Genomic DNA, 23,370 nt, shown 5'->3' on the forward strand with positions numbered 1-23,370 from the left:
TCCCCTCCCAGTGAGGAACTGACATGAACGAACTGACCAATTTCGCGAACCCGGTGGCCAAGCCGGAGACCTTCGACCAGATCCAGATCGGCATCGCGTCCCCGGACCGCATCCGTTCTTGGTCGTTCGGCGAGATCAAGAAGCCCGAGACGATCAACTATCGCACGTTCAAGCCCGAGCGTGACGGCCTGTTCTGCGCGCGCATCTTCGGTCCGATCAAGGATTACGAGTGCCTGTGCGGCAAGTACAAGCGCATGAAATACAAGGGAATCGTCTGCGAGAAGTGCGGCGTCGAGGTCACCGTGTCCAAGGTCCGCCGCGAGCGGATGGGGCATATCGAGCTCGCCGCGCCGGTCGCGCACATCTGGTTCCTCAAGTCGCTGCCGAGCCGCATCGGCCTGCTGCTCGACATGCAGCTCAAGCAGCTCGAGCGCGTGCTGTATTTCGAGAGCTATATCGTCACTGAGCCTGGCCTGACGCCGCTGGAGAAGTTCCAGCTGATGACCGAGGACGAGCTGCTCGAAGCGCAGGACGAGTATGGCGAGGACGCGTTCTCGGCCGGGATCGGCGCTGAGGCGGTCAAGTTCATGCTGATGGAGCTCGACCTCGAGGGTGAACGCAAGGACCTGCTCGAAGAGCTGGCGGTCACCAAGTCGGAACTGAAGCCCAAGAAGATCATCAAGCGGCTCAAGGTCGTCGAGAGCTTCATCGATTCGGGCAACCGCCCGGAGTGGATGATCCTCGACGTCGTTCCGGTCATCCCGCCCGAACTGCGCCCGCTGGTGCCGCTGGACGGCGGCCGCTTCGCGACGTCGGACCTCAACGACCTGTATCGCCGCGTCATCAACCGCAACAATCGCCTAAAGCGGCTTATGGAGCTGCGCGCGCCGGACATCATCGTCCGCAACGAAAAGCGCATGCTGCAGGAAGCCGTCGACGCGCTGTTCGACAACGGCCGCCGCGGGCGGACGATCACGGGCGCTAACAAGCGTCCGCTCAAGTCGCTGTCCGACATGCTCAAGGGCAAGCAGGGCCGTTTCCGCCAGAACCTGCTCGGCAAGCGCGTCGATTATTCGGGGCGTTCGGTCATCGTCACGGGTCCCGAGCTCAAGCTGCACCAGTGCGGCCTGCCCAAGAAGATGGCGCTCGAGTTGTTCAAGCCGTTCATCTACGCGCGGCTCGACGCCAAGGGTCTGTCGATGACCCTGAAGCAGGCCAAGAAGTGGGTCGAAAAGGAACGCAAGGAAGTCTGGGACATCCTCGACGAGGTGATCCGCGAGCACCCGGTGATGCTCAACCGCGCGCCGACGCTTCACCGCCTGGGCATTCAGGCGTTCGAGCCGGTGCTGATCGAGGGCAAGGCGATCCAGCTGCATCCGCTGGTCTGCTCGGCGTTCAACGCCGACTTCGATGGCGACCAGATGGCCGTGCACGTTCCGCTGAGCCTCGAGGCGCAGCTGGAAGCGCGCGTCCTGATGATGTCGACCAACAACATCCTGTCGCCCGCCAACGGCAAGCCGATCATCGTTCCGTCGCAGGACATGGTGCTGGGGCTGTATTACCTGTCGATGGAGAAGCAGGGCGAGCCGGGCGAAGGCATGCTGCTCGGCGACATGACCGAGGTGCATCAGGCGCTGAACGCCGGAGCCGTCACGCTGCATTCCAAGATCGTCAGCCGCATCGCGCAGACCGACGAGAATGGCGACGTGTACATGAAGCGTTTCGAGACCACGCCGGGCCGCATGCTGCTGGGCGAATGCCTGCCGCAGAGCCACAAGGTGCCGTTCGACACCGTCAACCGCCTGCTGACTAAGAAGGATGTCGGCGACGTCATCGACGAGGTCTATCGCCACACCGGCCAGAAGGAGACCGTGCTGTTCGCCGACGCGATCATGTCGCTGGGCTTCCGCCACGCATTCCGCGCCGGCATCAGCTTCGGCAAGGACGACATGATCATTCCCGACGCCAAGGTCGGGCTGGTCGACGAGACCCGCACGCTGGTGAAGGATTACGAGCAGCAATATCAGGACGGCCTGATCACGCAGCAGGAGAAGTACAACAAGGTGATCGACGCCTGGAGCCGCTGCGGCGACCAGGTGGCATCGGCGATGATGGACGAGATCAAGGCGGTCAAGAAGCTGCCCAACGGTCGCGAGCAGGACATCAACTCGATCTACATGATGGCGCATTCGGGTGCGCGTGGTTCGCAGGCGCAGATCAAGCAGCTTGCGGGTATGCGTGGCCTGATGGCCAAGCCGTCGGGCGAGATCATCGAGACGCCGATCATCTCGAACTTCAAGGAAGGCCTGACCGTCCTTGAATATTTCAACTCGACCCATGGCGCGCGCAAGGGCCTTGCCGACACCGCGCTCAAGACCGCGAACTCGGGCTACCTCACCCGCCGCCTCGTCGACGTGTCGCAGGACTGCGTCATCATCGAGGAGGATTGCGGGACCGAGCGCGCGCTGGAGATGAAGGCGATCGTGCAAGGGGGCTCGACGATCGCATCGCTTGGCGAGCGCATCCTGGGCCGCACCACGGCCGAGGATGTGGTCGATGCCAAGACCAACGACGTTATGATCCCGGCGGGCACGTTGCTCGACGAGGCGCACATCACGCAGATCGAGGCGATCGGGCTGCAGGGCATGAAGATCCGCTCGCCACTGGTGTGCGAATCGAAGGTCGGCGTGTGCGGCAAATGCTATGGCCGTGATCTCGCGCGCGGTACCCCGGTCAACATCGGCGAAGCGGTCGGCGTGATCGCGGCGCAGTCGATCGGCGAGCCGGGCACGCAGCTGACGATGCGGACCTTCCACATCGGCGGTGCGGCACAGCTCAACGAGCAGTCGAACCTCGAAGCCACCACCGACGGCAAGGTCGAGTTCCGCGACGTCCGCATGATCATGGACCAGCGCGGCCGCCGCGTCGTGCTGTCGCGCTCGGCGGAGCTGGCGATCCTCGACATGGATGGCCGCGAAAAGGCGGTGCATCGCATTCCGTACGGGTCGTACGTGATGTTCGACGACGGGCACATCGTGTCGGCGGGCGACCGCATGGCCGAATGGGACCCGTTCACCATGCCGGTCATCACCGAGAATCCGGGTGTGGTGAAGTATGTCGACCTGATCGACGGCAAGACGCTGACCGAGGCGGCTGACGAAGCGACGGGCATCACCCAGCGCGTCGTCACCGAGTATCGCGGCAAGGCGAAGGAGGATCTCCGCCCACGCCTGACGCTGACCGGCGAAAGCGATGCCGAGGCCGGACGCTACATGCTCTCTCCGGGAGCGACGCTCTCGGTCGAGGACGGCGCCGAGGTCAAGGCGGGCGACGTGCTTGCCCGTGTCAGCCGCGAAGCTGCCAAGACGCGCGACATCACCGGCGGTCTGCCGCGCGTTGCCGAGCTGTTCGAAGCGCGCAAGCCCAAGGAGAATGCGATCATCGCCAAGGTTTCCGGCCGGGTCGTGTTCGGCAAGGACTACAAGGCGAAGCGCAAGATCGGCATCCAGCCCGAGGATGGCGGCGAAGTCGTTGAGTATCTGGTGCCGAAGTCGAAGGTGATCGACGTCCAGGAAGGCGATTACGTCAAGCGCGGCGACAATTTGATCGGTGGCGCGCCCGATCCGCACGATATTCTCGAAGTGCTCGGGATCGAGCCGCTTTCGGAATATATGGTCGCGGAGATCCAGGAGGTCTATCGCCTCCAGGGCGTGAAGATCAACGACAAGCACATCGAGGTGATCGTTCGCCAGATGCTGCAAAAGGTCGAGATCACCGACGGCGGCGACACCACGCTGCTGGCCGGCGAACAGGTCGATCGCGAGGAAATGGACGCGATCAACGCCAAGCTGGAGAAGAACCAGGCGCGGGCGTCGGGCAAGCCGATCCTGCTGGGCATCACCAAGGCCAGCCTGCAGACCCGCAGCTTCATCTCGGCGGCATCGTTCCAGGAGACGACCCGCGTGCTGACCGAAGCGTCGGTGCAGGGCAAGATTGACTCGCTGAACGGGCTCAAGGAGAATGTCATCGTCGGTCGCCTGATCCCGGCGGGTACCGGTGCGGGCATGAACCGCCTGCGCGTGGCGGCATCGTCGCGCGACGCGGCACTACGCGTCCAGCAGAAGAAGCTGCAGGAAGCGCTGATCGCGCCAAACAGCGCGGCCGAGGAGCATGACGCCGAACTCAAGCGCACCGCGCGCGATGCGGCGGGCACCGGTGACGACCCGCTGGCATCGGTGGTGCCGAGCGGCACCGGCACCGATGCGGATGCCGGCGAGTATCTGAACGACTGAGGCAATTCTCGGTCGCTTCCGTATAAAAATGCGCCGCCCGGGCAACCGGGCGGCGTTTTTTTGTGTTTAGGACGCAGGGGCAAGCCCGCCGCATCACGGAGAATTAACCTTGTCCGATCCGCGCTTCAGCCTTCGCCGCATGCTGTTTCCCGCCAAGCCGGCGCAGTGGCTGGGGGCGATCGGGGTTGCAGGCGCCATCGCGGCCGCGCTGGTCTTCGCGGCGGTGGTGATCGGCCTGCCCAATCTGGCCGCGGCGACGCCACATCCGCTGGGCTGGGCCAAGCTGCTTCATTTCACTTTCGAGCGGTCGACCGCCTATCGCGCGGCGAGTGTCACCCCACCCCCCGAACTCAACAGCAAAGCGTTGATCGAAAAGGCAGCGACGCATTATGATCGCGTTTGCGCCAATTGCCATGGTGCGCCGGAACTGGGGCAGAACCCGATCGCGCTGTCGATGCGGCCGCAGCCGCAATATCTGATGACGTCGCTCGACCAGTTCACCCCGTCCGAGCTGTTCGTGATCCTGAAAGGCGGCGTGAAGTACAGCGCCATGCCCGCCTGGCCCGCGGGCGACCGCGACGACGAGATCTGGGCGATGGTGTCGTTCCTGCGCGCCATGTCCAAGATGGATTACGCGCAATACCGCGCAGTGACGCAGGGGCCCGCACTTGCTGCCACGGGCCGTCCGCCCGCGCTGCCGCCCGGCCCGTTCCGGTCGCAGCCCTATGTCATCGGCGGAACGCAGACCGCCGAGCTCGAAGTCAATTTCGCGGTCCCGGCACTGGGCTTCGGCCATACCGCCAATATGGAGGACGTCGCACGCAGCTGTGTCGCGTGCCACGGCTCAGACGGCCGCGCGCGCGCCAGCGGCGGCATTCCCAACATCGCGCTGCTCAGCCGCGAGCAGATTGCCGAACAGCTGGAGCATTATCGGATCGGCACGCGCCAGAGCGGGATCATGCAGAATGTTGCGGTCCAGCTGACACCCCAGCAGATCGATTCGCTGGCCGCCTATTATGCGGCCAAGCCAAAGCGCCAGTCGCTGGTGATCCGCGCGACCCCGGCCGTGCTGGTGACGGGCGAGCGTATCGCCATCCGCGGCATCCCCGACCGCCGGGTCGCTGCCTGTGCCAGCTGTCATGACGTGACGCGCGCCGCCGCCAAGGCCTATCCAGGGCTCGACGGTCAATATCCCCGGTACCTGCGCGATCAGCTGCGCCTGTACCGGTCCGGAGTGCGCGGCGGGGATATGCCCGGCAATCCGATGCCCGCCGCGGTCGCCGGGATGAGCGATGCCGAGATCAATGCCGTCGCGCTCTATTACGCGGCGCGGTCGCCGTCCGCGCCGCCCGACCGCGCGGCGCCGTTTCAGCCGCAGCGCGAATCGCCGGTGCGGCGACCGTCGCTATAGCTCGACGATCCGGCTTCCCAGCCGTTCGGCCTCGGCGATGTCGTGGCTGACCATCAGCATCGGCAGCCGAACCGCGTCGCGCAGCCGCTCGAGCACCTGCATAATCTCCTCGCGCCGGGCACGGTCCAGCGACGACAGAGGCTCGTCGAGCAGCAGGAATGCCGGATCGGAAAGCAGCGCGCGGCCGATCGCGACGCGGCGCGCCTCGCCGCCGGACAGGGTACGCGGCCAGCGGGCGAGCAGGTGCCCCAGGCCGAGCAGCGCGATCGCGTCGGCGCGCTCGATGAGGCCGGTCCCGCGGCGCCGGCGCGCGCCATAGTCGAGATTGTCGGCGACGCGCAGATGCGGGAACAGCCGGGCGTCCTGGAACACATAGCCGCAGCGCCGCGCGGCCGGGGGAAGGTCGATCGCGGCATCGGTATCGAACAACAGCGCGTCGCCGACCCGGATGCGGCCGTGATCGGGACGCAAGAGACCGGCGATCATGTTGAGCACGCTGGTCTTGCCGACGCCCGACGGACCGACCAGCGCCGTCAGGCCGTCGGCCGCGACCAGATCGCATGCGATGCGCACGTCGCCGAGGCGGCGCGTGACCGATATGTCAATGTGCATGGACGACCAGACCGGTACCGCGCCCTGCCCGCCGCGCGATCCATTCAGACGCGATCAGCGCAGCGACTGCGAGCACGACCGAAATGCTCGCGAGACGCACGACGGTCGCCTCCCCATCCGGCAGCTGGAGGGCGGAGTAGATCGCGATCGGCAAGGTGCGCGTTTCCCCGGGTACGTTCGAGACGAAGGTGATCGTCGCGCCGAACTCGCCCAACGCGCGCGCGAAGCCGAGCACGCATCCCGCAAGGATGCCGGGCAGGCTGAGCGGCAGGGTGATCGTCGCGAATACCCGCGCCCTGCCCGCCCCCAGCGTCCGCGCCGCTTCCTCCATCCGGCGATCGACCGCCTCGATCGACAGGCGCATCGCGCGGACCATCAGCGGCAGCGCCATCACCCCGGACGCGATCGCCGCGCCGGTCCAACGGAACAGCACGGTGGCGCCGAACCACGCCTCCAGCCAACGCCCGAGCGGTCCGGCAGGCGCGAAGGCGAGCAGCAGCAGCCAGCCGGTCACGACCGGAGGCAGCACCAGCGGCAGATGAACGAGCGCGTCGAGGACGACCTTTCCCACAAACCGCCCGCGCGCGAGCAGCCACGCCAGCGCAAAGGCGACCGGCAGCGTCGCCGCCATCGCCACACCGCCGACGCGCAGCGACAACAGGACGATCTGCCACTCCTCCGCCGACAGCGTCATCGCGGCGTGGTGAACCCGTATCGGCGGAAAATGGCCAGTCCGCGATCGCTCAGCAGGAAACGGCGAAAGGCCTCGGCATCGGCGCTGCGTGATCGCTCGAGCCGGGCGATCGGATAGACGATCGCCGGGTGGCTTGCCGCGGGGAAGATCCCGACGATCTGCACCCTGTCGGATGCTCTGGCATCGGTCGCATAGACGATCCCGAACGGCGCCGCGCCGCGCTCGACCAGCGCCAGCGCCGCGCGGACATTCTCCGCCGCGACGATCCGCGGCGTGATCGCGTGCCAAAGCCCGAGCCGCTGCAGCGCGGCCTTGCCATAGCGGCCGGCCGGGACGCCGGCCGGGTCGGCCATCGCCAACCGCCCCCGCCCGAGCAATGCAGGAAGATCGCGCCACCGCGGGCTTGTCTCGAGCTGCGACGCGAGCGGAGCGATCAGCACCAGGCGATTTGCCAGCAGCGGTCGCCGCGTGCCGGCCGAGAGCAGACCGCGTCGTTCGAGCGCATCCATCCACGGTTCATCCGCCGACAGGAACAGATCGGCCGGTGCGCCCGCTGCAATCTGGCGCGCGAGCGCCGACGAGGCGGCAAAAGAGAGCGTCGGGCGCCGATGGCCGGCGGCCGCCCAGCGGTCTGCAGCAGCGCTCAACGATTCCTGCAGGCTGGCAGCGGCGAGCACGACGGGCGCGCGCCGCTGTTGCGGAGCGGCGGCGCCCAGCGTGATCGGCAGCAACAGCACAAGCAGGAATCTGAGCATGCGCCGTCCTAGCCGATCGGACCGGCGTTCCAAAGCCTGCGCAAGCGCAGAAGCGTCAGCGCCGTCCGGTCATCTGGCCGATCGTCATCCGGCCGAATTCGGCGATCATCTCGCCGATCTCGCGCGCCTGGGTGACCGAGCGGCTGCCCTGATCGCGAAGATATTCGCTCTGCACACGCATCACTTCGGCCAGGTCGTTTGCCTGCGCAGCGGCGCGCATCGCCTTGAACGCTTCGCTGGTGTTCATCTCGGCCTGTTCGAGCACCTTCATGCCCAGCTTCGATCCGGTGTCGGTCATCGCCCCGGTCGCCGCCTGCATCCGCTCGCCCGCGTCTCGCATCTGCTCGCTGGCGCGGGCCATGCCCTCGCTGGCGGCAGCGCTCGCCTTGCCGGTGGCGTCCTTCATCGCGTCGGTCGCGTCGTTCTTTCCTGCCATGTCGCTCTCCTTGCCAATCGGAATTCCGCGCGTGTCGCCGACGCGCAACCGCGACATCGGTTCCCAGTAAAAAGCCCGGCTCCGCGGCAGGAACGCGGAGCCGGGCGGCATTCCGGGGGGAGGAACCCGGAATGTTGCGTCAGGCGACGGCGGCGGCCAGCTTGGCATGCCGGTTGGGCCCGTCGCCTTCGAGGCGAACGTCGAGGCCCGAGCGCTTCTTGCGCTGCAACGCCTCGGTGATCAGCTCGCTGACGGTATGATCGACGAACTCCAGCTTCGACACGTCGAGCTTGAGACGGCCGCGCGCCGGCAGCCGGTCGAGCAACTGCGTGACACGATTGACCTGAAGCACGGTCGCCTTGCCCTGCAACGTGACGGCATGATCCGCCTCGCCATGCCCCTGCTCCTCGATCTTGAGGCGCATGCGGCGGAAATGCGGGATCAGCTCGATCATCGACAGCGCCAGCCCGACGATCACGCCGGTCAGCAGGTCGACCGTCACGACCAGAACGAAAGTGGCCGCCCAGATTAGCGCCGGAAGAATGCCGTAGTTGTTGAACAGGTGCCGGACATCCTTGAACTTGATGAGCTTCCAGCCGGTCACCACCAGAACGCCGGCCAGCGCGGCAGTCGGGACCAGCGCCAGCACCGCCGGCAGCAGTGCGACGAACGCCAGCAGCCACATGCCGTGCATGATGGTCGATGCACGCGTGTCGGCGCCCGCCTGGACATTGGCCGAAGAGCGCACGATCACCCCGGTCATCGGCAGCGCACCGAGTACGCCGCAGATGAAGTTGCCGACGCCCTGCGCGCCGAGCTCGCGGTTATACTGGGTCTGGACCTTGTCCTGCATACGATCGACCGCTGCCGCCGACAGCAGGGTTTCCGCACTGGCGATGAAGGCGATGGCGATGGCCAGGCCGATGATCGTGGGGTCGGCGATCGTGCCGAACGTGTCCATCCCGGGCAACGAGACGCCCGCGAAGATGTTCGAAGGCAGATCGATCCGCTTGACGCCCAGCCCGCCGGCAGTAGCGGTGAGGATGCCGAGAATGACGCCCACCAGCGCCCCGGGCACCAGCCGCAGCGACGCCGGCTTGAACTTCTCCCAGCCGACCATGCCGAGGATCGTGACGACACCGACGATGGCGGCCTGAAGCGCCGCGCCGTCGCTGGTCAGACCTAGGAACTGTCCGGGGATCGCGGCCATGTTCTGAAGCCCGGTGCCGAGCGGCGAGTCGTCGACCAGCACGTGGAATTGCTGCAGCACGATCAGCGCGCCGATGCCCGCCAGCATGCCGTGGACGACCGCGGGCGAAACGCCGCGGAACCAGCCGCCCCAGCGCAGCAGACCCGCGCCCAGCTGAAGGACGCCGGCCAGCATCAGCACTGGACCAAGCGTTTCGAGGCCATGCTTGGTGATGAGGTCGTACACGATCACGGCCAGCCCGGCGGCGGGACCGCTGACCTGCAGCGGCGATCCGGCGAGGAAGCCGACGACGATGCCGCCGACGATGCCAGTGATCAGGCCCAGTTCGGGCGGCGCACCCGATGCGATCGCGATGCCAAGGCACAGCGGCAGCGCGACGAGGAACACCACGAACGAAGCCGCGACGTCCTTGACCGACGGCAAGGACATGCGATGCCGTGCGGTGGTCGGCGGATCGGTTGGCGGTGCCGCCAGATCGGTTTCGATCGTGCTCATGTCACGCCACCTCGCGCATCGGTTCGGCGACGCGGCGCTTGCGCGCTGGCATAGCCACCGGGATCGGCTTGTCGGTCTCGATCGGCTTGAACGTGTTGCTCTCGCCATCGAGGGCGAGGATGCGGCCGGTCTCAATCTCGAAGAACCAGCCGTGCAGGCTGAGCTTCCCCGCCGCGAGTCCGGCGGCGACCGACGGATGGTTCTGGAGATGTGTCAGCTGCATCGAGACGTTCTCGAGGCTGAGCGCACGGACCTGACCGTTGGTGTCGAGCTCGTGATAGCAGGTCTTGACGACTTCCCATGCCGGCTCGGCATGCGCCAGCCAGGCCTTGACGTTCGGCATGGTATCGAGCGCGTCGGGATTGAAGAACGCCTTCATCGCGCCGCAGTCCGAATGACCGCAGACCACGATGTCGCTGACGCCCAGTGCCATCACGGCATATTCGACCGCTGACGAAACGCCGCCATTCTTCTGGCTGAACGGTGGGACGATGTTGCCGGCGTTGCGGCATACGAACAGCTCGCCGGGGTTCGCCTGGGTGATGAGTTCGGGGACCACGCGCGAATCGGCGCAGCTGATCATCAGCGTCTTGGGGCTTTGGCCATCACGCGCGAGCAGCTCGAACAGCGCCTGCTGCTGGGGAAACACGTCACCCTGGAACCGGGCTACTCCGCCAAGGATTTCCATCATCTGCGCATCTCCTGTTGAATTTTCACAGAGAGGCATATGGCGGCGTCAGGTTGCTGCAATGCAGCGGGGGCGTTACAAAGTGTGTCCGCTCGCCGCTGTCGGATCGATCGTCGCGGGAAAGCGGATTTCCGCGTTCAGGCCGTGGGGCTTGCGGTTGGAAAGCAGCAACATCCCGCCATGCATACGTGCCGCCTGGTCGGCGATCGCAAGCCCCAGCCCCAACCCCTTGGTGTCGCGCTGGCGGGCGTCGTCGCCGCGGAAAAACGCTTCCGCGGCATGGGACAGGCTCTCGGCCGGCATGCCCGGCCCCTCGTCGCGGACCGTGATGACAATCGTGTCGCCGTGCCGCGCGAGATCGATCTGGGCGCCGCCGGCATGCCGCCGGGCATTGTCGACGAGATTGGTGACAGCACGGCGCAGCGTCAGCGCGCGGATCATTCCGGGCATGTGGCCTGGCCCGACATAAACGATGTCGCCGCCAAGATCGGCGGCATCGTCGGCAATCGCCTGCAACAGGCTGGCGATATCGGTCCGCTTGGGCGCCTCGGCCTCGCCGCCGCGCATGAAGTCGAGCAGCGAATCGAGCATCGCTTCCATCTCCTCGACATCGCTGCGCATCGCGCCGACATCGGCCTGCTCCGGCGGGGCGGCGAGGCGCAGCCTCAATCGGGCGAGCGGCGTGCGCAGATCGTGGCTGACCGCGGTCAGCGCCTGGGTACGGCTGTCGAGCAGCTGGCGGATGCGCGCCTGCATCGCGTTGAGCGCGTCGGCGAGCGTGCGCAGCTCGCGCGGGCCACTGGCCCGAACCTCGACCTTGTGGCCAAAGCCGATCTCTCCCGCCGCGTCGGCCAGCGCGCGCAGGGGCGCGCCGAGCGTACGCACCAGCGCAGCCGCAAGCACCAGCACGACCAGCGCGAACACCGTCACCGACATCAGCGTCTCGAGCGCGGTCGCCCACGGCGTCAGCGGCTCGTTCGAACGGAAGCTGAGCCAGCTGGAATCGTCGAGCCGCAGCGCGCCGGCGAGATGCGTGTCGCCCTCGTCCCCGGCATGCTGCCGCGTCGTGCCGATGATCAGCTCGCGTTTGATCAGTTCGGGTTCCCACAGGAAGATCTCGCTCGCCACCCCGCTGGCCTTCGCATTGGCCTGTTCGACCTGCGGCGGTTCGCCCCCCCAGCCGAAGGTGACGTGGCGCGTCGACAGGTTGCCGGCGGTAGCAGGACGTTCGCCGGCCGGTACGCTGCGGATCACCCGCTCGGCGACAACGAGTTGCTCGGCAATACGCTGCGACTGCTCGTTGCGCAGCAGCAGCCGTTCGGATTCGCCGAACACGATCACGGTGCCGAGGAATTCGATCAGGATCGCTGCGAGCAGCACCAGCGTGACGCGCCCGGTCAACCCCGACGGCCACAGATGGACGCGTTTCATCGCCTCTCGACGGCCGACATGAACATATAGCCCGCACCCCGCACCGTCTTGATCAGCTCCTTGCCGCCGTCATAGCCGCCGAGCTTCGAGCGCAGGCGGCTTATCAGGACGTCGATGCTGCGGTCCGAAACCCCCGCCAGCCGCTCGCGCGACTGTTCGAGCAGATAGTCGCGGCTGACCACGCGCTGCGCGGTATCGACCAGCGTCATCAGCAGATCATATTCCGCGCCCGACAGGATGACCTGCGTCCCGTCGGGTGCGAACAGCTCGCGCCGCGCAGTATCGAGGCACCAGCCGTCGAAACGGATTTCCTTGGGCGCGGATCCCGGGGTGACGGTGCCGCTCGCACGGCGCAGCACCGCGCGGATGCGTGCGATCAGCTCGGCCGGGCCGAACGGCTTCGACAGATAGTCGTCCGCGCCGATCTCCAGCCCGACGATGCGGTCGCTTTCCTGCCCGCGCGCGGAGATGATGATGATCGGCACATCGGTGCGGGTCCGGATCCAGCGGGTGATGTCGAGCCCGTTGGTGCCGGGCAGCATGATGTCGAGTACGATCAGCTGGAACCCGCCATCGTCGAGCAATGGCCGCATCTCGGCCGCGGTCCCCACCCCGACCGGCGTATAACCGTAATCGCTGAGCGCCCGCGCGATCAGCAGCCTGAGCGGGGCGTCGTCCTCGACGATCAGGATCTTGCCGGGCGTATGCATGCGTTCGCCAAGCGGTTACGGGTTGCGGCGAGTTTCGTCCAGAGCGGGCAACTGCCGCACATGCAACTTCCGCTTACCCCTCATCCCCCATCCGCAGCGCGGCGATGAAGGCTTCCTGCGGGATGCTGACCGACCCGTATTCGCGCATCTTGGCCTTGCCCTTCTTCTGCTTGTCGAGCAGCTTGCGCTTGCGCGTGGCGTCGCCGCCATAGCATTTCGCGGTCACGTCCTTGCGCATCGCGCTGATCGTCTCGCGCGCGATCACCTTGCCGCCGATCGCCGCCTGGATCGGGATTTTGAACAGATGGCGTGGGATCAGTTCCTTGAGCCGCTCGACCATGCCGCGGCCGCGCACTTCGGCGGTGGAGCGGTGGACGATCATGCTCAAGGCATCGACCGGCTCCTCGTTGACCAGGATGCCCATCTTGACCAGATCGCCCTCGCGATAGCCGATCTGGTGATAGTCGAAGCTGGCATAGCCCTTCGAAAGCGACTTCAGCCGGTCGTAGAAATCGAACACGACCTCGTTGAGCGGCAGCTCATACGTCGCCTGCGCACGTCCGCCGACATAGGTCAGGTTCTTCTGAATGCCGCGACGGTCCTGGCACAGCTTGAGGATGCTCCCCAGATATTCGTCGGGAACATAGATCGTCGCATTGATCCACGGTTCGCTGATCGTCTCGATCTTGTTCGGCTCGGGCATGTCGGCGGGGTTGTGCAGGTCGATATGCCCGCCGCCATGCGTCAGCTCGATCTGGTACACCACCGACGGCGCGGTGGTGATGAGGTCGAGATCATATTCGCGCGTCAGCCGTTCCTGGATGATCTCCAGGTGCAGCAGCCCCAGGAATCCGCAGCGATAGCCGAAGCCCAATGCCGCCGACGTCTCCATCTCGAAGCTGAACGAGGCGTCGTTGAGGCGCAGCTTACTGATCGACTCGCGCAGCTTTTCGAAGTCGTTGGCATCGACCGGGAACAGCCCGCAAAACACCACCGGCTGAACCTCCTTGAACCCCGGCAGCGCTTCGGCCGCGGGGCGCTTGGCGTCGGTCAGCGTGTCCCCCACCCGCGCTTGCGCCACGTCCTTGATCTGCGCGGTGATGAAGCCGATCTCGCCGACGCCAAGGTCGTTCAGCTGCTCGATCTTGGGCCGGAAGCACCCCACCCGGTCGATCAGATGCGTCGTCCCGGCCTGCATGAACTTGATCTGCTGGCCCTTTTTCAGCGTGCCCGCCATGACGCGCACCAGGATCACGACGCCGAGATACGGGTCGTACCAGCTGTCGACCAGCATCGCCTTCAGCGGCGCGTCGGCATCGCCGGTGGGCGCCGGAATCCGCTCGACGATCGCGTCGAGGATCTCGTCGATGCCGATCCCGGATTTGGCGCTAGCGAGCACGGCCTGGCTAGCGTCGATGCCGATGACGTCCTCGATCTCGGCGCGGACCTTCTCGGGTTCGGCGGCGGGCAGGTCGATCTTGTTGATGACCGGCACGATCTCGTGATCATGCTCGATCGACTGGTAGACGTTGGCCAGCGTCTGCGCCTCGACCCCTTGCGCGGCATCGACCACCAGCAATGCGCCTTCGCACGCGGCCAGCGATCGCGACACCTCATAGGCAAAGTCGACATGGCCCGGCGTGTCCATCAGATTGAGGACATGGCCTTTCCAATCCAGGCGCACCGTCTGCGCCTTGATGGTGATGCCGCGTTCCTTCTCGATCTCCATATTGTCGAGCACCTGCGCCGACATCTCGCGCTCGGCGAGGCCGCCGGTGCGCTGGATCAGCCGGTCGGCCAGCGTCGATTTGCCGTGGTCGATATGCGCGATGATCGAGAAGTTGCGGATCTTGGAAAGTTCGGTTGCCATATGCCGCGCGCGTTAGCAGGCGGCGCGGGTCCGCGCTACTGGAACGCGCCGCGGCGTGCGATCCGCGAGGAAAGCTCCGCAACGGAGTTAATGCGATCGCAACCAGTTTTGTCGCAAAAGTCCGGGCATGACGTCGCTTTCGTATCGATCCCTGTCCGGCCTGATCGCGTTCGGCTGCGCAATTTGCGTAACGCCGGTCGCAATCGCCGCCATCCCGCCCCAACACGGCACGCTGCTGCTGGTGTCGCTGCGCGGTGAACCGGGCGCCGCAATGGCGAAATGGGCGACGGGTGAAGGGCTGGCGCTGGTCGCGCGCGGCCCGATTTCTGCTTCCTACATCGTCTACGGCGCCGCGTCGGTCGCGCGTCCGCTTGCTGCGGCGCATGGCGCGGTCGTGATCCGCGCTCCGCAGGCTGGATGCGGGTTCTGGGCATGAACGATTTCGACCGGAGCGTCGCAGCGCTGCGCGCGAATGGCACCAAAATTCTGGTTGGATTGCTGTGGGGCACGGTGCCCGCGCTGGCGATCCTGGGGCTAGTGGCGGGCTCGGCCGGACTGCTGGTAACCCTGATCGCCGCAAGTGCCGCGCTCGCGCTGCCGACCTGGTGGGTCCATCGCGGCAAGACCACGCAAGCTGCCCGCATCGCGCTGGGCATGGCGAGCACCGTCGCGCCGATGCTGGCGGTGCTGATGCTGCGCGGCCATCCGTGGCAGATGGACATGCACATGGCGTTCTTCGTGACGCTGGCGATGCTGGTCCTCCTATGCGATTGGCGCCCGATCGTGGCGGCAGCCGCGATCATCGTCGTCCATCATCTCGGCCTGCTCTACATCCTGCCCGAATGGGTGTTTCCCGGATCGGGCAGCCTTGGCCGCGTGCTGCTGCACGGGCTGCTGGTGATCGCCGAATGCGCCGTGCTGATCGCCACGGTCGGCGAAATCGGGCGATTGACCGTCGCCCTGATGGAAAGGCAGCAGGAGACCCTGGCTGCGCAGACCGATGCCGAAGCCGCGCGCGATGCGGCGGTAGCCGCGCTGGCGGAGCGCGAGGCCGCGCAGCGCGCCGCCGACGCCGCCCGCGGCGCGATCGCGGCGACGCGGCGCACCGCCGAAAGCGAAGCCCGCCAGCGCCGCCTCGCCACCGCCGACTCGATCGATGCCGCCCTCGGCGCGATCGCGCGCGACCTGCGCAGTGCGGCGATGACCTTGTCGGGACGCGGCGCCGAATTGTCCGGAGTCGCCGATACGCTGGTTCACGAAGCACGCGACCTGCGCCAGGTGGCGCAGACGGCGCTCCTTTCGGTGGGGATGGTCGCCGACCGTTCCGAGGAGCTTGCCGACACGATCGGCGCGGTCGGCACCAGCGCCGGCGAAGTCCACCGGGTTGCCGACGATACTTCCACCGCGATTGCCACGCTCGGCCCGCGCCTTGCCGCGCTGACGCAGGAAACCGGCGCCGCACGCGCCATCCTCGATCTGGTCGTGGCGATTTCCGAACAGAGCAACCTACTCGCGATCAACGCGACGATCGAAGCCGCGCGCAGCGGCGAATCGGGACGAGGGTTCGCCGTCGTCGCCAACGAGATGAAGGCGATGGCGCGCCAGACAAGCAGCGCCGCGACGGAAATCGCCTATAAGCTCGAAGCGATCGACGGCGCAGCGACGGCATTCGTCGATGCGATCGCCACCGCGACGGCAAGCGTCGATACCATCCATCATGCCACGTCGGGCATCGCCGCGGCGGTGCAGCAACAGGGCGCCACGACCCGGCTGATCGCCGACAGCGCCGATTCGGTCCGGCTGGAAATCATCAGCACCGACCGGCTGAGCGCGACGATCGGCGATGCCGCCGACACCAACCGCACCGTCGCCGACAACGCGCTGTCTCTGGCGCTGGCGCTCGATCACCATGCCGCACAGCTGGCCGACAGGGTCGAGACCCTGCTGGTCGACCTTCGCGCCGCGTAACTCAGGCCGCGCGTCAACCGCACCGACTTGCACCGCACCGAGCGGCCCGGTATAGGCGCGCTTCCAAGCATTCGGTACGCGCCGCTGGCGCCGTCGCCGCACTCCGTCGGGGAGTAGCTCAGCCTGGTAGAGCACTGCCTTCGGGAGGCAGGGGCCGGAGGTTCGAATCCTCTCTTCCCGACCATTTCCAAAAAATGGCGCATTCGCGGGGTTTGAGATCGTGAATGAGATGAACAGCGTAGCATAGCGACGTAGCATTTGAACAGACGCTTATCGGGGCTGGCGTAACCTTGCAGCGTCGTGCGAACCTGGGAACGGGTGCACCAGCACTACCGAACCAAACCTTGCGACCGTTCGTTCTTGTCCCAGTTTACCGACTGGCAACAAGGCAGTGATGATAGTTGATGATTGGGACACACTCTCTAGGATCGTCCGACCCGAATCGTCAGGTCGGAGGAGTCATGGGCGCTTGCGTAATGGGTAGGGAGACACCGGCTAGAACACGCGGCCCCCGCTATCACGCGCCCCACGAGGTTGCGCAGACTGATCTACGCTCGATCCTAGGACGCTCCGATCGGGGGCGGCTAGAACCGAAGCAAATGAGCTTCCTGGATCGTGGCAAGGGTGCAGACGCGACGCCCTTGCCCATATGGTATTCTGGCAATCTGGCCCTTGCTGACCGCCGCGCCATCGCGGTCATAGGCACGCGCGACGTGAGTGAAATCGGTCGAAAGCGCGCTAGCAAATTTGCACGCGAATTGGTGGAACAGGAAATTGTTGTCGTGTCCGGCTTGGCTGCAGGGGTGGACGCCATGGCGCTACAATCAGCGATTCAAAACGGTGGCCAAGTCATCGCAGTAATTGGAACACCGATTGACAAAGCGTACCCGGCGCAGAACGCGCCCCTGCAAGAAGAAATCTACCGCAATCACCTGCTAGTATCGCAATTTGCCATTGGTGAACGGACATTCCCGTCCAGCTTTCCCGCGCGAAATCGAACAATGGCTGCCTTGACTGACGCCAGTGTAATTATCGAAGCTTCTGAGACTTCCGGTACTTTGCACCAAGCGTCTGAGTGTGTGAGACTTGGTCGATGGCTAGGCATATCCAAAAGTGTTGCCGAAAACCCCCGCTTGGAATGGCCTTCTAAGTTTCGAAGCTATGAAAAGTGCATAATACTTGAAGATACTGGCGAGTTTGTAGATCGGGTATATAGAGGTTTGTAATGCACCTTCATGGTCTCTGCTACTACCGCAGCAAAAGCGACACCTGGACCGATAAGTGGCGCAGTGTAGACTTTGCCGCCCGCAATCTCGTCAAAGCAATTAAGCATGAAGACTTTAAAGGCTATGCGCAAATTACTGCCGGAAGCTCCAGCATTCGTATTGATAACACGGCACATGGTCGCAATAGAGCACTTGTCGCTGTAGCGGGCGCGTTAGCCGATAAGATTAATCAGGCTGGCTATCAGAATGCGGCGGTGGTGCCTATCCCATCATCATCGCATATCGATCCGAACGCCACGTTTACCGGCCGTCGGATAGCAGAAGCCATTCAGGCTAAGAACGCGGCCTTTGTTTCTACGCCAATCCTCTATTTCAACGAACCTTTGCCGAAAAGCGCGGGCGGCGGCGGCACCCGGAACGCTCATGTAATCCAAAAGCACCTTCGACTTTCTGATTGTCAGCTTCCCGGAAGCATTGTGCTTCTGGACGACGTTTGCACAACTGGCGGCCATTTGAAGGCTGCGGCTCGCTTCCTAGCGCAACACGGCATTCAAGTGAATGACGCATTCGTTATCGGTCGGACGGTGTGGGAACAGCCCGGTCATATGTTCAACGTTACGACTGAACATATCCCAACAAACGAACTTTTTGACTGAATAATCGTGTCTATATGTCAATTGAACATCGATTGTGGCGTGTTCCTCGTTTTTAGGCCGCTGATAACTTAGCTTCGGGGTCCGTATGCCCCTGGTGGGGGCGGTTCGTAAGCTGGGCGGGTGCCAACCCGCCAAAGCTGCTTTGCGGACGCATGGTTTTGTAGTCCGTCCGCCATGCCTCGATGATCCGTCTCGCAGCAGTCAGCGATGGGAACAGGTGTTCGTTCAGCACTCGTCGCGTAAGCGACCATTAAAGCTTTCCACGAAGCCGCTCTGCTGCGGCCTCCCCCGCGCGATGGAATGCCAATGGACCCCGGTGTCTTGGCGCCACGCGAGCACCGCGTGGCTGGTCAACTCGGTTCCGTTGTCGCTGATCCCGTACTTCCGGCACAGATCGGCCATCTTCACGCCTGCCCCATGCTGACGCAGCACGCCTATGATCCGATCTTCGGTAATCGCTTCACCGGATCGCTCGTCTTCATCTGGCGAGCTATCGTACCAATGGTATGATTTCTAGGGAGCAGGTCACCCGGCTACAATAGGTCGTAGTTTTTCGGTCAATACCAACCATAAAGCCGGGTTGGCGTTTTCCCCCATGTCCCCAGTAAAAAGGATTTGCCCGCAGTTTCTCTGACAAAATTCTGATCGGCCGATACACGTATGTGCATTGGCGAGTTTGCATCGCCAGTTCCTTCAATCAGTGCAATTCCATTGCGGTTTATTCGCGCTGCCGGAATGCCTGGGACGTCGTTAGGTATGTTGAGCCGAAACATGCCGTTGTGAGGGTAATATGCATATTTCATGGGCCTATCGATTCCATCGTCACACTTTACCGTCACCTTAGGCGTTTGACCGGTTGCAGTCACAATTCGACGCAAAACATCACCAGCATCGCGTGGAAATTCAAGTTGAAACGTGTAATCTCCGGTAAAAGACTGCAATCCTGCCCAAGCCGCTTTTGCGACTGAAGATTTCATACTCGGCTGTGCTGCAGGAGATTGACGCATGACGCCAACGTTTACTAATTTGGATTCGTCCGAGACGCCCAGCGCTACCAAGTCTATCGACGAACGATTTGCATTGCGATCGCGAAACCGGACCGCGTAATCGGCCAGCATATTGGCAGTAAGATCGGTACCAAAGCCCCAAAGGCGCGAAAAGATCTTTGGGGCGGCAGCAAATTCCGTCTGCTTTCGCAACGTGAGACCGCATTCGACATTGGATAAAAGGCCGCCTTTGGATAGGTTGCCTGAACCAACAATGATCGCGCGAGCATCAATCGGTATCCCGTTTTGTTGTCCTAGGCTACCGATCAAGATTTTTGGATGAAACGTCCCTTGCGGACGATTGACTACTCTTACCGACCAGCCTTTGTCTAAGCCAAATTGCAAAGCTTGTGGATGGGTAATGCAATCTCTGATATCACTTATTAGGCTTACGCCAAGGATGTTTCGCTGTTGTACTACATCATGCAAATGGTATACACCATAGATCGAGGAATATGCAAACGCCGCCGATATATACCTGCTTTCGGTCAATTTCAAAGACCGGTTTATTATCGATCGAAGGTCGCCGGTACTACCTCCCGTGGTATATAGATCGGTCTTCACAGTAGCCTATCCTGAGATGATACAGTCTCTCGCGTTGCCTTCTTGAACGTGGACATGTCCACGTAAGGGATATCGGGACGCTTACCTTCAAACAAATCTTTGATCTGTATAATTTGAAGCCGAGGATATGATTTGCCCGTTAACTCCGATTGGAAACGACCTACAGCTGCAGCCTCCCGCTCCATTACACTAGTGGGACTTGCAAGCGTAATGAACACGCCCATTGGCGCTCTTTCTCTTTCCATTGTCGAGTGCAAATCGCGAATCATTTGAACTCCGACGTTTGCGCCACCCTTGACTGAAATCAGCGCTTTCTCCGTGCGCTTCCCGTCAGGTTTGAAATATATGATCCCGTCGATACCGCCATCGGCCCCTTTCTTTTTACCACCGAATGGCATTGCCCCAACCATTGATACTGCCCACCACTGAAACTGATACTTGTCGCGCGCCGCCAGATCGCGCGCGCCTGCCAAATCTTTAGGGGTGCCTTCAACAGTGAACTTCGCCAAAGGAAAGGCGTCTCCAATGCGCTTTTCTATTAGAGCGATTGCTAGGTGGGTAATATCGATCCCAATCCATTTTCGACCGAGTTTCTGTGCGGCGTGCACTGCCGTCCCGCAGCCGCAAAATGGATCGAGAACCAAATCACCTTCGTTAGATGAAGCGGAGATGATTCTTTCTAACAGTGAGACCGGCTTCTGAGTGGGGTAGCCCAAGGCCTCATTGCCAGAAATAGGTGGTATGTCGTCCCAGTCGTTAGATATTGTGCGTCCGGCAGAATCATCGAGATACTTTTTGTACTGCGGAACTGCTCCCGGTTTTAGCTGCACGACCAGTCCGTCTTCGTATGATTGCTGCATTCGCTCCTTAGTCCAGCGCCAAACTCGGGTTACACCAAGAAACTCGTAAGTTAAATTAGGCCTGTTATCGTTGGGATTTAAGAGGGGCAACAAGCGGTAAGGCCGCCCAGAGTCGTCTCGATATTTATACGCAGATTTCACGTATTCGGGATTGTGCTCCCCAAATATTGGATTAAAAACAGACTCATTAGTTTTAGTATACCGAAAAATGGTATCACGACAGTTAGCGAAGTTGCGACTTGAAAGACTCTTTGGATTCGAACGCTTCCAGGATATTTCATTACCATATCGGTCTGGACCAAATACGGCATCAAGTAGAAGCTTAAGATAATGACTGGCCGTAGGGTCACAGTGTAAATATAGGGTGCCGGTCTTCTTCAAAACTCTGTGCAATTCTATTAGGCGGACTGCCATCATTGACAAATAAGCCATCATATCGTTTTCGCCGAGAAACGCGCGCATTGCGTTCAGGAGGTCAAACGTGCTGGTTCGGCCGCTGCGGGCGACCTGATCGAAAGCCTCCTCGGCATGATTGTTCCAATGCCACGTGTCGCCGAACGCCTCGATTTGAGCGTCCGACGATACCCCTGATGGCGAGCTAAAAAGGATATTATAGCTAGCGTTCGAATTGAAGGGCGGATCAAGGTAGACAAGGTCGACACTCTCGTCACTGACATGCTCGCGCAGCACGTCTAGATTGTCGCCATAAAAAAGCTGGTTGGTCATACGCGTGAGAATGCCCGCGCTGGGTCAGCAGGTCTACCCCGAGGTTCGCCATTGCGCGGATCGCCCTCGCTAGCTTTGCGTCACGAAACCGGTCGATTCCGATACATGCAGTAAGACTGTATCGTAAATGAGCTTGACCGAATTAAGATACACCGCCAGTATCGATACACTGATTCGATACAAGGAAGCGCTCGATGGCTCGTACATTCGCGTATTGCCGCGTTAGCACTGCTGACCAGACAACAGACAATCAGGTTCGGGAAATCGTCAGCGCCGGTTTCAATGTCGATTCAAAGCGGATTGTTGTCGAAACGGTATCGGGGTCCGTCGCGGCGATGGAGCGGACTGGTTTCGCCAAGCTGGTTGACCGGCTAGAGGCGGACGACGTCTTGATCGTTACGAAGCTGGACCGTCTGGGCCGAAACGCGATGGACGTTCGCGCGACGGTCGAGCGATTGGCAGCGGACGGCGTACGCGTCCATTGTCTGGCCCTTGGAGGGGTCGATCTGACAAGTGCGGCAGGAAAAATGACTATGGGCGTTATCGCCGCCGTCGCAGAGTTTGAGCGCGACCTTTTGATCGAGCGAACTCACGCTGGGTTGAGGCGAGCGAAGGCGTCTGGGAAGGCGCTAGGAAGGCCTCAAAGGCTTAAGACCAGCGAACAGCAGGAAATCATGGCAGCACGCGCGCGGGGCGCTTCCCTGGGCATACTAGCCAAACAGTACGGCGTTTCCCGCGCCGCTATTCAACGGGTTGAGAAGCGAGCGGCCTAGCGCGCGAGGGCGTTGCCTGCGTAATCGATATTATAGAGGCAGCACCATCTGGTTTGGATCGGCGGGCGCCGGGCTAGTCAGCGCCACATAAACATGACGCGCCAGTTCACGTTGCCCATCCTCACGTAGACGGGGTGACGGAACGGTGAGCGCCAGTTTCGCCCAAGCTGGGGCGTTGTCGATCGCTAAAGCAATCAATTCGCGGGTGTCTGTCATCATCGAATCTCCCGCATTGCGCGCTAGAACATATGGGGAACACTGGGCAAGGGGGAAGAAGGGCTTATTTGCCGAAAGCGAGTATCGCTAGACAGTATTGATGCTCAATCATAAGGAATGAGCGTCGCTCCAACTTTGAACGGAAGGGGCGGCCCGCATATGGCGGCGAACACAGGCACTCGATCACATCGGTCGGGCGGCCTGCGGAATATAAAACCTTCGGGAAATACGCGGGAGGCGTGTTCCTGTGTTCGCGTCGTTCAACCGTCCCGACTGGCGGGATGGAGCGGTCGAATACAAGGAACTTTAATGCGCACTCTGCTTGCGGCGGCGATGGCCGTAACCTTTCCAACCTGTGCACTCGCGCAAACGTCTCCGTTGGCCGTGGCAGAAAAGGCCATGGCCACCCGGGATGCCTGCTTCAATGAAGCAACGAAAAGGGCAACTTTGAAGCAGGTAAGTCCGGAAACATTCAAGCTGGTGATCGAGGGCGCCTGCCAAGAAGAAGTGGCTGCTGCACGAGTCGCTTTTTCCGCAGCCTTAGATGCGTCCGTACCGTCTGGCCTTAGTTTCGATGCGTTGCCCTCCAAGATTCCTTATATGCGTGATTTCGACGCCGCGCTGACTGAGTTGAAGGCGAAACTGATTAGCGATTTTGCTTTGAAGGACTAGACAGGCAACAATACTTTGTTGCGGCTCAGTCTCGCTTGCCCGGGTGGAGGGGCATATCT

Annotated in this window: 20 protein-coding genes, 1 tRNA gene and 1 pseudogene; 9 read left to right on the forward strand and 13 right to left on the reverse strand. The window is 62.6% G+C overall.

Annotation, left to right across the window (positions count from 1 at the left end; genetic code table 11):
• Positions 1-23 precede the first annotated feature (23 nt).
• Both rpoC and FHY50_RS08525 read left to right on the forward strand, forming a co-directional pair.
• Positions 24-4,292 carry a DNA-directed RNA polymerase subunit beta' gene (gene rpoC, locus FHY50_RS08520; protein ID WP_140048043.1) on the forward strand — a complete coding sequence of 1,423 codons (4,269 nt, stop codon included), beginning with the start codon at positions 24-26 and terminating at the stop codon, positions 4,290-4,292.
• Between the two features lie 109 nt (positions 4,293-4,401).
• Positions 4,402-5,703, forward strand: a complete 1,302-nt coding sequence (locus FHY50_RS08525) for a c-type cytochrome (RefSeq protein ID WP_140048044.1) — start codon at positions 4,402-4,404, stop codon at positions 5,701-5,703.
• On the opposite strand, the gene FHY50_RS08530 is transcribed toward FHY50_RS08525, so the two are convergent.
• The 9 genes from FHY50_RS08530 to lepA all read right to left on the reverse strand — a co-directional run bounded on the left by FHY50_RS08530 (position 5,698) and on the right by lepA (position 14,604).
• A complete protein-coding gene (locus tag FHY50_RS08530) occupies positions 5,698-6,315 on the reverse strand; it encodes an ATP-binding cassette domain-containing protein (protein ID WP_140048045.1) in 618 nt (205 codons plus the stop codon). The genes FHY50_RS08525 and FHY50_RS08530 overlap by 6 nt on opposite strands.
• On the reverse strand, positions 6,305-7,009 hold the full coding sequence (gene modB / locus FHY50_RS08535) for a molybdate ABC transporter permease subunit (protein WP_140048046.1): 705 nt from the start codon (positions 7,007-7,009) through the stop codon (positions 6,305-6,307). Before modB ends, FHY50_RS08530 begins: the two co-directional genes overlap by 11 nt.
• Positions 7,006-7,764, reverse strand: a complete 759-nt coding sequence (gene modA, locus FHY50_RS08540) for a molybdate ABC transporter substrate-binding protein (protein ID WP_140048047.1) — start codon at positions 7,762-7,764, stop codon at positions 7,006-7,008. The genes modB and modA overlap by 4 nt, the downstream gene beginning before the upstream one ends.
• 55 nt (positions 7,765-7,819) lie before the next feature.
• Positions 7,820-8,200 carry a phasin family protein gene (locus tag FHY50_RS08545; RefSeq protein WP_243846603.1) on the reverse strand — a complete coding sequence of 127 codons (381 nt, stop codon included), beginning with the start codon at positions 8,198-8,200 and terminating at the stop codon, positions 7,820-7,822.
• 139 nt (positions 8,201-8,339) lie between these two features.
• Positions 8,340-9,839 carry a SulP family inorganic anion transporter gene (locus FHY50_RS08550; RefSeq protein WP_140231106.1) on the reverse strand — a complete coding sequence of 500 codons (1,500 nt, stop codon included), beginning with the start codon at positions 9,837-9,839 and terminating at the stop codon, positions 8,340-8,342.
• Between the two features lie 67 nt (positions 9,840-9,906).
• Positions 9,907-10,596 (reverse strand): carbonic anhydrase, encoded by a 690-nt coding sequence (locus FHY50_RS08555; RefSeq protein ID WP_140048048.1) that lies wholly within the window; start codon positions 10,594-10,596, stop codon positions 9,907-9,909.
• Between the two features lie 72 nt (positions 10,597-10,668).
• The gene (locus FHY50_RS08560) at positions 10,669-12,024 is read right to left on the reverse strand and encodes an ATP-binding protein (protein ID WP_140048049.1); all 1,356 of its coding nucleotides are present in this window, start codon (positions 12,022-12,024) and stop codon (positions 10,669-10,671) included.
• Positions 12,021-12,734 carry a response regulator gene (locus tag FHY50_RS08565; protein ID WP_140048050.1) on the reverse strand — a complete coding sequence of 238 codons (714 nt, stop codon included), beginning with the start codon at positions 12,732-12,734 and terminating at the stop codon, positions 12,021-12,023. Before FHY50_RS08565 ends, FHY50_RS08560 begins: the two co-directional genes overlap by 4 nt.
• 73 nt (positions 12,735-12,807) lie before the next feature.
• The gene (lepA, locus tag FHY50_RS08570; protein ID WP_140048051.1) at positions 12,808-14,604 is read right to left on the reverse strand and encodes a translation elongation factor 4; all 1,797 of its coding nucleotides are present in this window, start codon (positions 14,602-14,604) and stop codon (positions 12,808-12,810) included.
• 127 nt (positions 14,605-14,731) lie between these two features.
• Between lepA and FHY50_RS08575 the strand changes: the two genes are divergently transcribed.
• The 5 genes from FHY50_RS08575 (at position 14,732) to FHY50_RS08595 (ending at position 18,454) form a co-directional block, all read left to right on the forward strand.
• Complete coding sequence (locus tag FHY50_RS08575; protein ID WP_140048052.1) at positions 14,732-15,040, forward strand: hypothetical protein; 309 nt, start codon at positions 14,732-14,734, stop codon at positions 15,038-15,040.
• The gene (locus tag FHY50_RS08580; protein ID WP_140048053.1) at positions 15,037-16,572 is read left to right on the forward strand and encodes a methyl-accepting chemotaxis protein; all 1,536 of its coding nucleotides are present in this window, start codon (positions 15,037-15,039) and stop codon (positions 16,570-16,572) included. The genes FHY50_RS08575 and FHY50_RS08580 overlap by 4 nt, the downstream gene beginning before the upstream one ends.
• 107 nt (positions 16,573-16,679) lie before the next feature.
• Positions 16,680-16,756, forward strand: a tRNA-Pro gene (locus tag FHY50_RS08585).
• A gap of 415 nt (positions 16,757-17,171) precedes the next feature.
• Complete coding sequence (locus tag FHY50_RS08590; RefSeq protein ID WP_140048054.1) at positions 17,172-17,798, forward strand: DNA-processing protein DprA; 627 nt, start codon at positions 17,172-17,174, stop codon at positions 17,796-17,798.
• On the forward strand, positions 17,798-18,454 hold the full coding sequence (locus tag FHY50_RS08595) for a phosphoribosyltransferase (RefSeq protein ID WP_140048055.1): 657 nt from the start codon (positions 17,798-17,800) through the stop codon (positions 18,452-18,454). Before FHY50_RS08590 ends, FHY50_RS08595 begins: the two co-directional genes overlap by 1 nt.
• Positions 18,455-18,506: 52 nt before the next feature.
• Here the strand turns inward: FHY50_RS08595 and FHY50_RS08600 are convergent.
• From FHY50_RS08600 to FHY50_RS08610, 3 genes and pseudogenes are all read right to left on the reverse strand, one after another.
• A pseudogene (locus tag FHY50_RS08600) lies at positions 18,507-18,829 on the reverse strand (integrase core domain-containing protein); the annotation flags it as partial.
• Positions 18,830-19,011: 182 nt separating this feature from the next.
• Positions 19,012-19,998, reverse strand: a complete 987-nt coding sequence (locus tag FHY50_RS08605; RefSeq protein ID WP_140048056.1) for a phospholipase D-like domain-containing protein — start codon at positions 19,996-19,998, stop codon at positions 19,012-19,014.
• 62 nt (positions 19,999-20,060) lie between these two features.
• Positions 20,061-21,650: a DNA methyltransferase gene (locus tag FHY50_RS08610; RefSeq protein WP_140048057.1), complete on the reverse strand. Its 1,590-nt coding sequence runs from the start codon at positions 21,648-21,650 to the stop codon at positions 20,061-20,063.
• A 194-nt stretch (positions 21,651-21,844) separates the two neighbouring features.
• Here FHY50_RS08610 and FHY50_RS08615 point away from each other — a divergent pair, with 194 nt between their 5' ends.
• Complete coding sequence (locus FHY50_RS08615; protein ID WP_140048058.1) at positions 21,845-22,423, forward strand: recombinase family protein; 579 nt, start codon at positions 21,845-21,847, stop codon at positions 22,421-22,423.
• 30 nt (positions 22,424-22,453) lie between these two features.
• On the opposite strand, the gene FHY50_RS08620 is transcribed toward FHY50_RS08615, so the two are convergent.
• On the reverse strand, positions 22,454-22,642 hold the full coding sequence (locus tag FHY50_RS08620; RefSeq protein ID WP_140048059.1) for a DUF6771 family protein: 189 nt from the start codon (positions 22,640-22,642) through the stop codon (positions 22,454-22,456).
• A 306-nt stretch (positions 22,643-22,948) separates the two neighbouring features.
• Here FHY50_RS08620 and FHY50_RS08625 point away from each other — a divergent pair, with 306 nt between their 5' ends.
• Positions 22,949-23,311, forward strand: coding sequence for a hypothetical protein (locus tag FHY50_RS08625; RefSeq protein ID WP_140048060.1), 363 nt, complete (start codon positions 22,949-22,951; stop codon positions 23,309-23,311).
• Positions 23,312-23,370 lie beyond the last annotated feature (59 nt).

The organism is Sphingomonas japonica, from assembly GCF_006346325.1.
In the GTDB taxonomy this organism is placed as follows: Bacteria; Pseudomonadota; Alphaproteobacteria; order Sphingomonadales; family Sphingomonadaceae; genus Sphingomonas; species Sphingomonas japonica.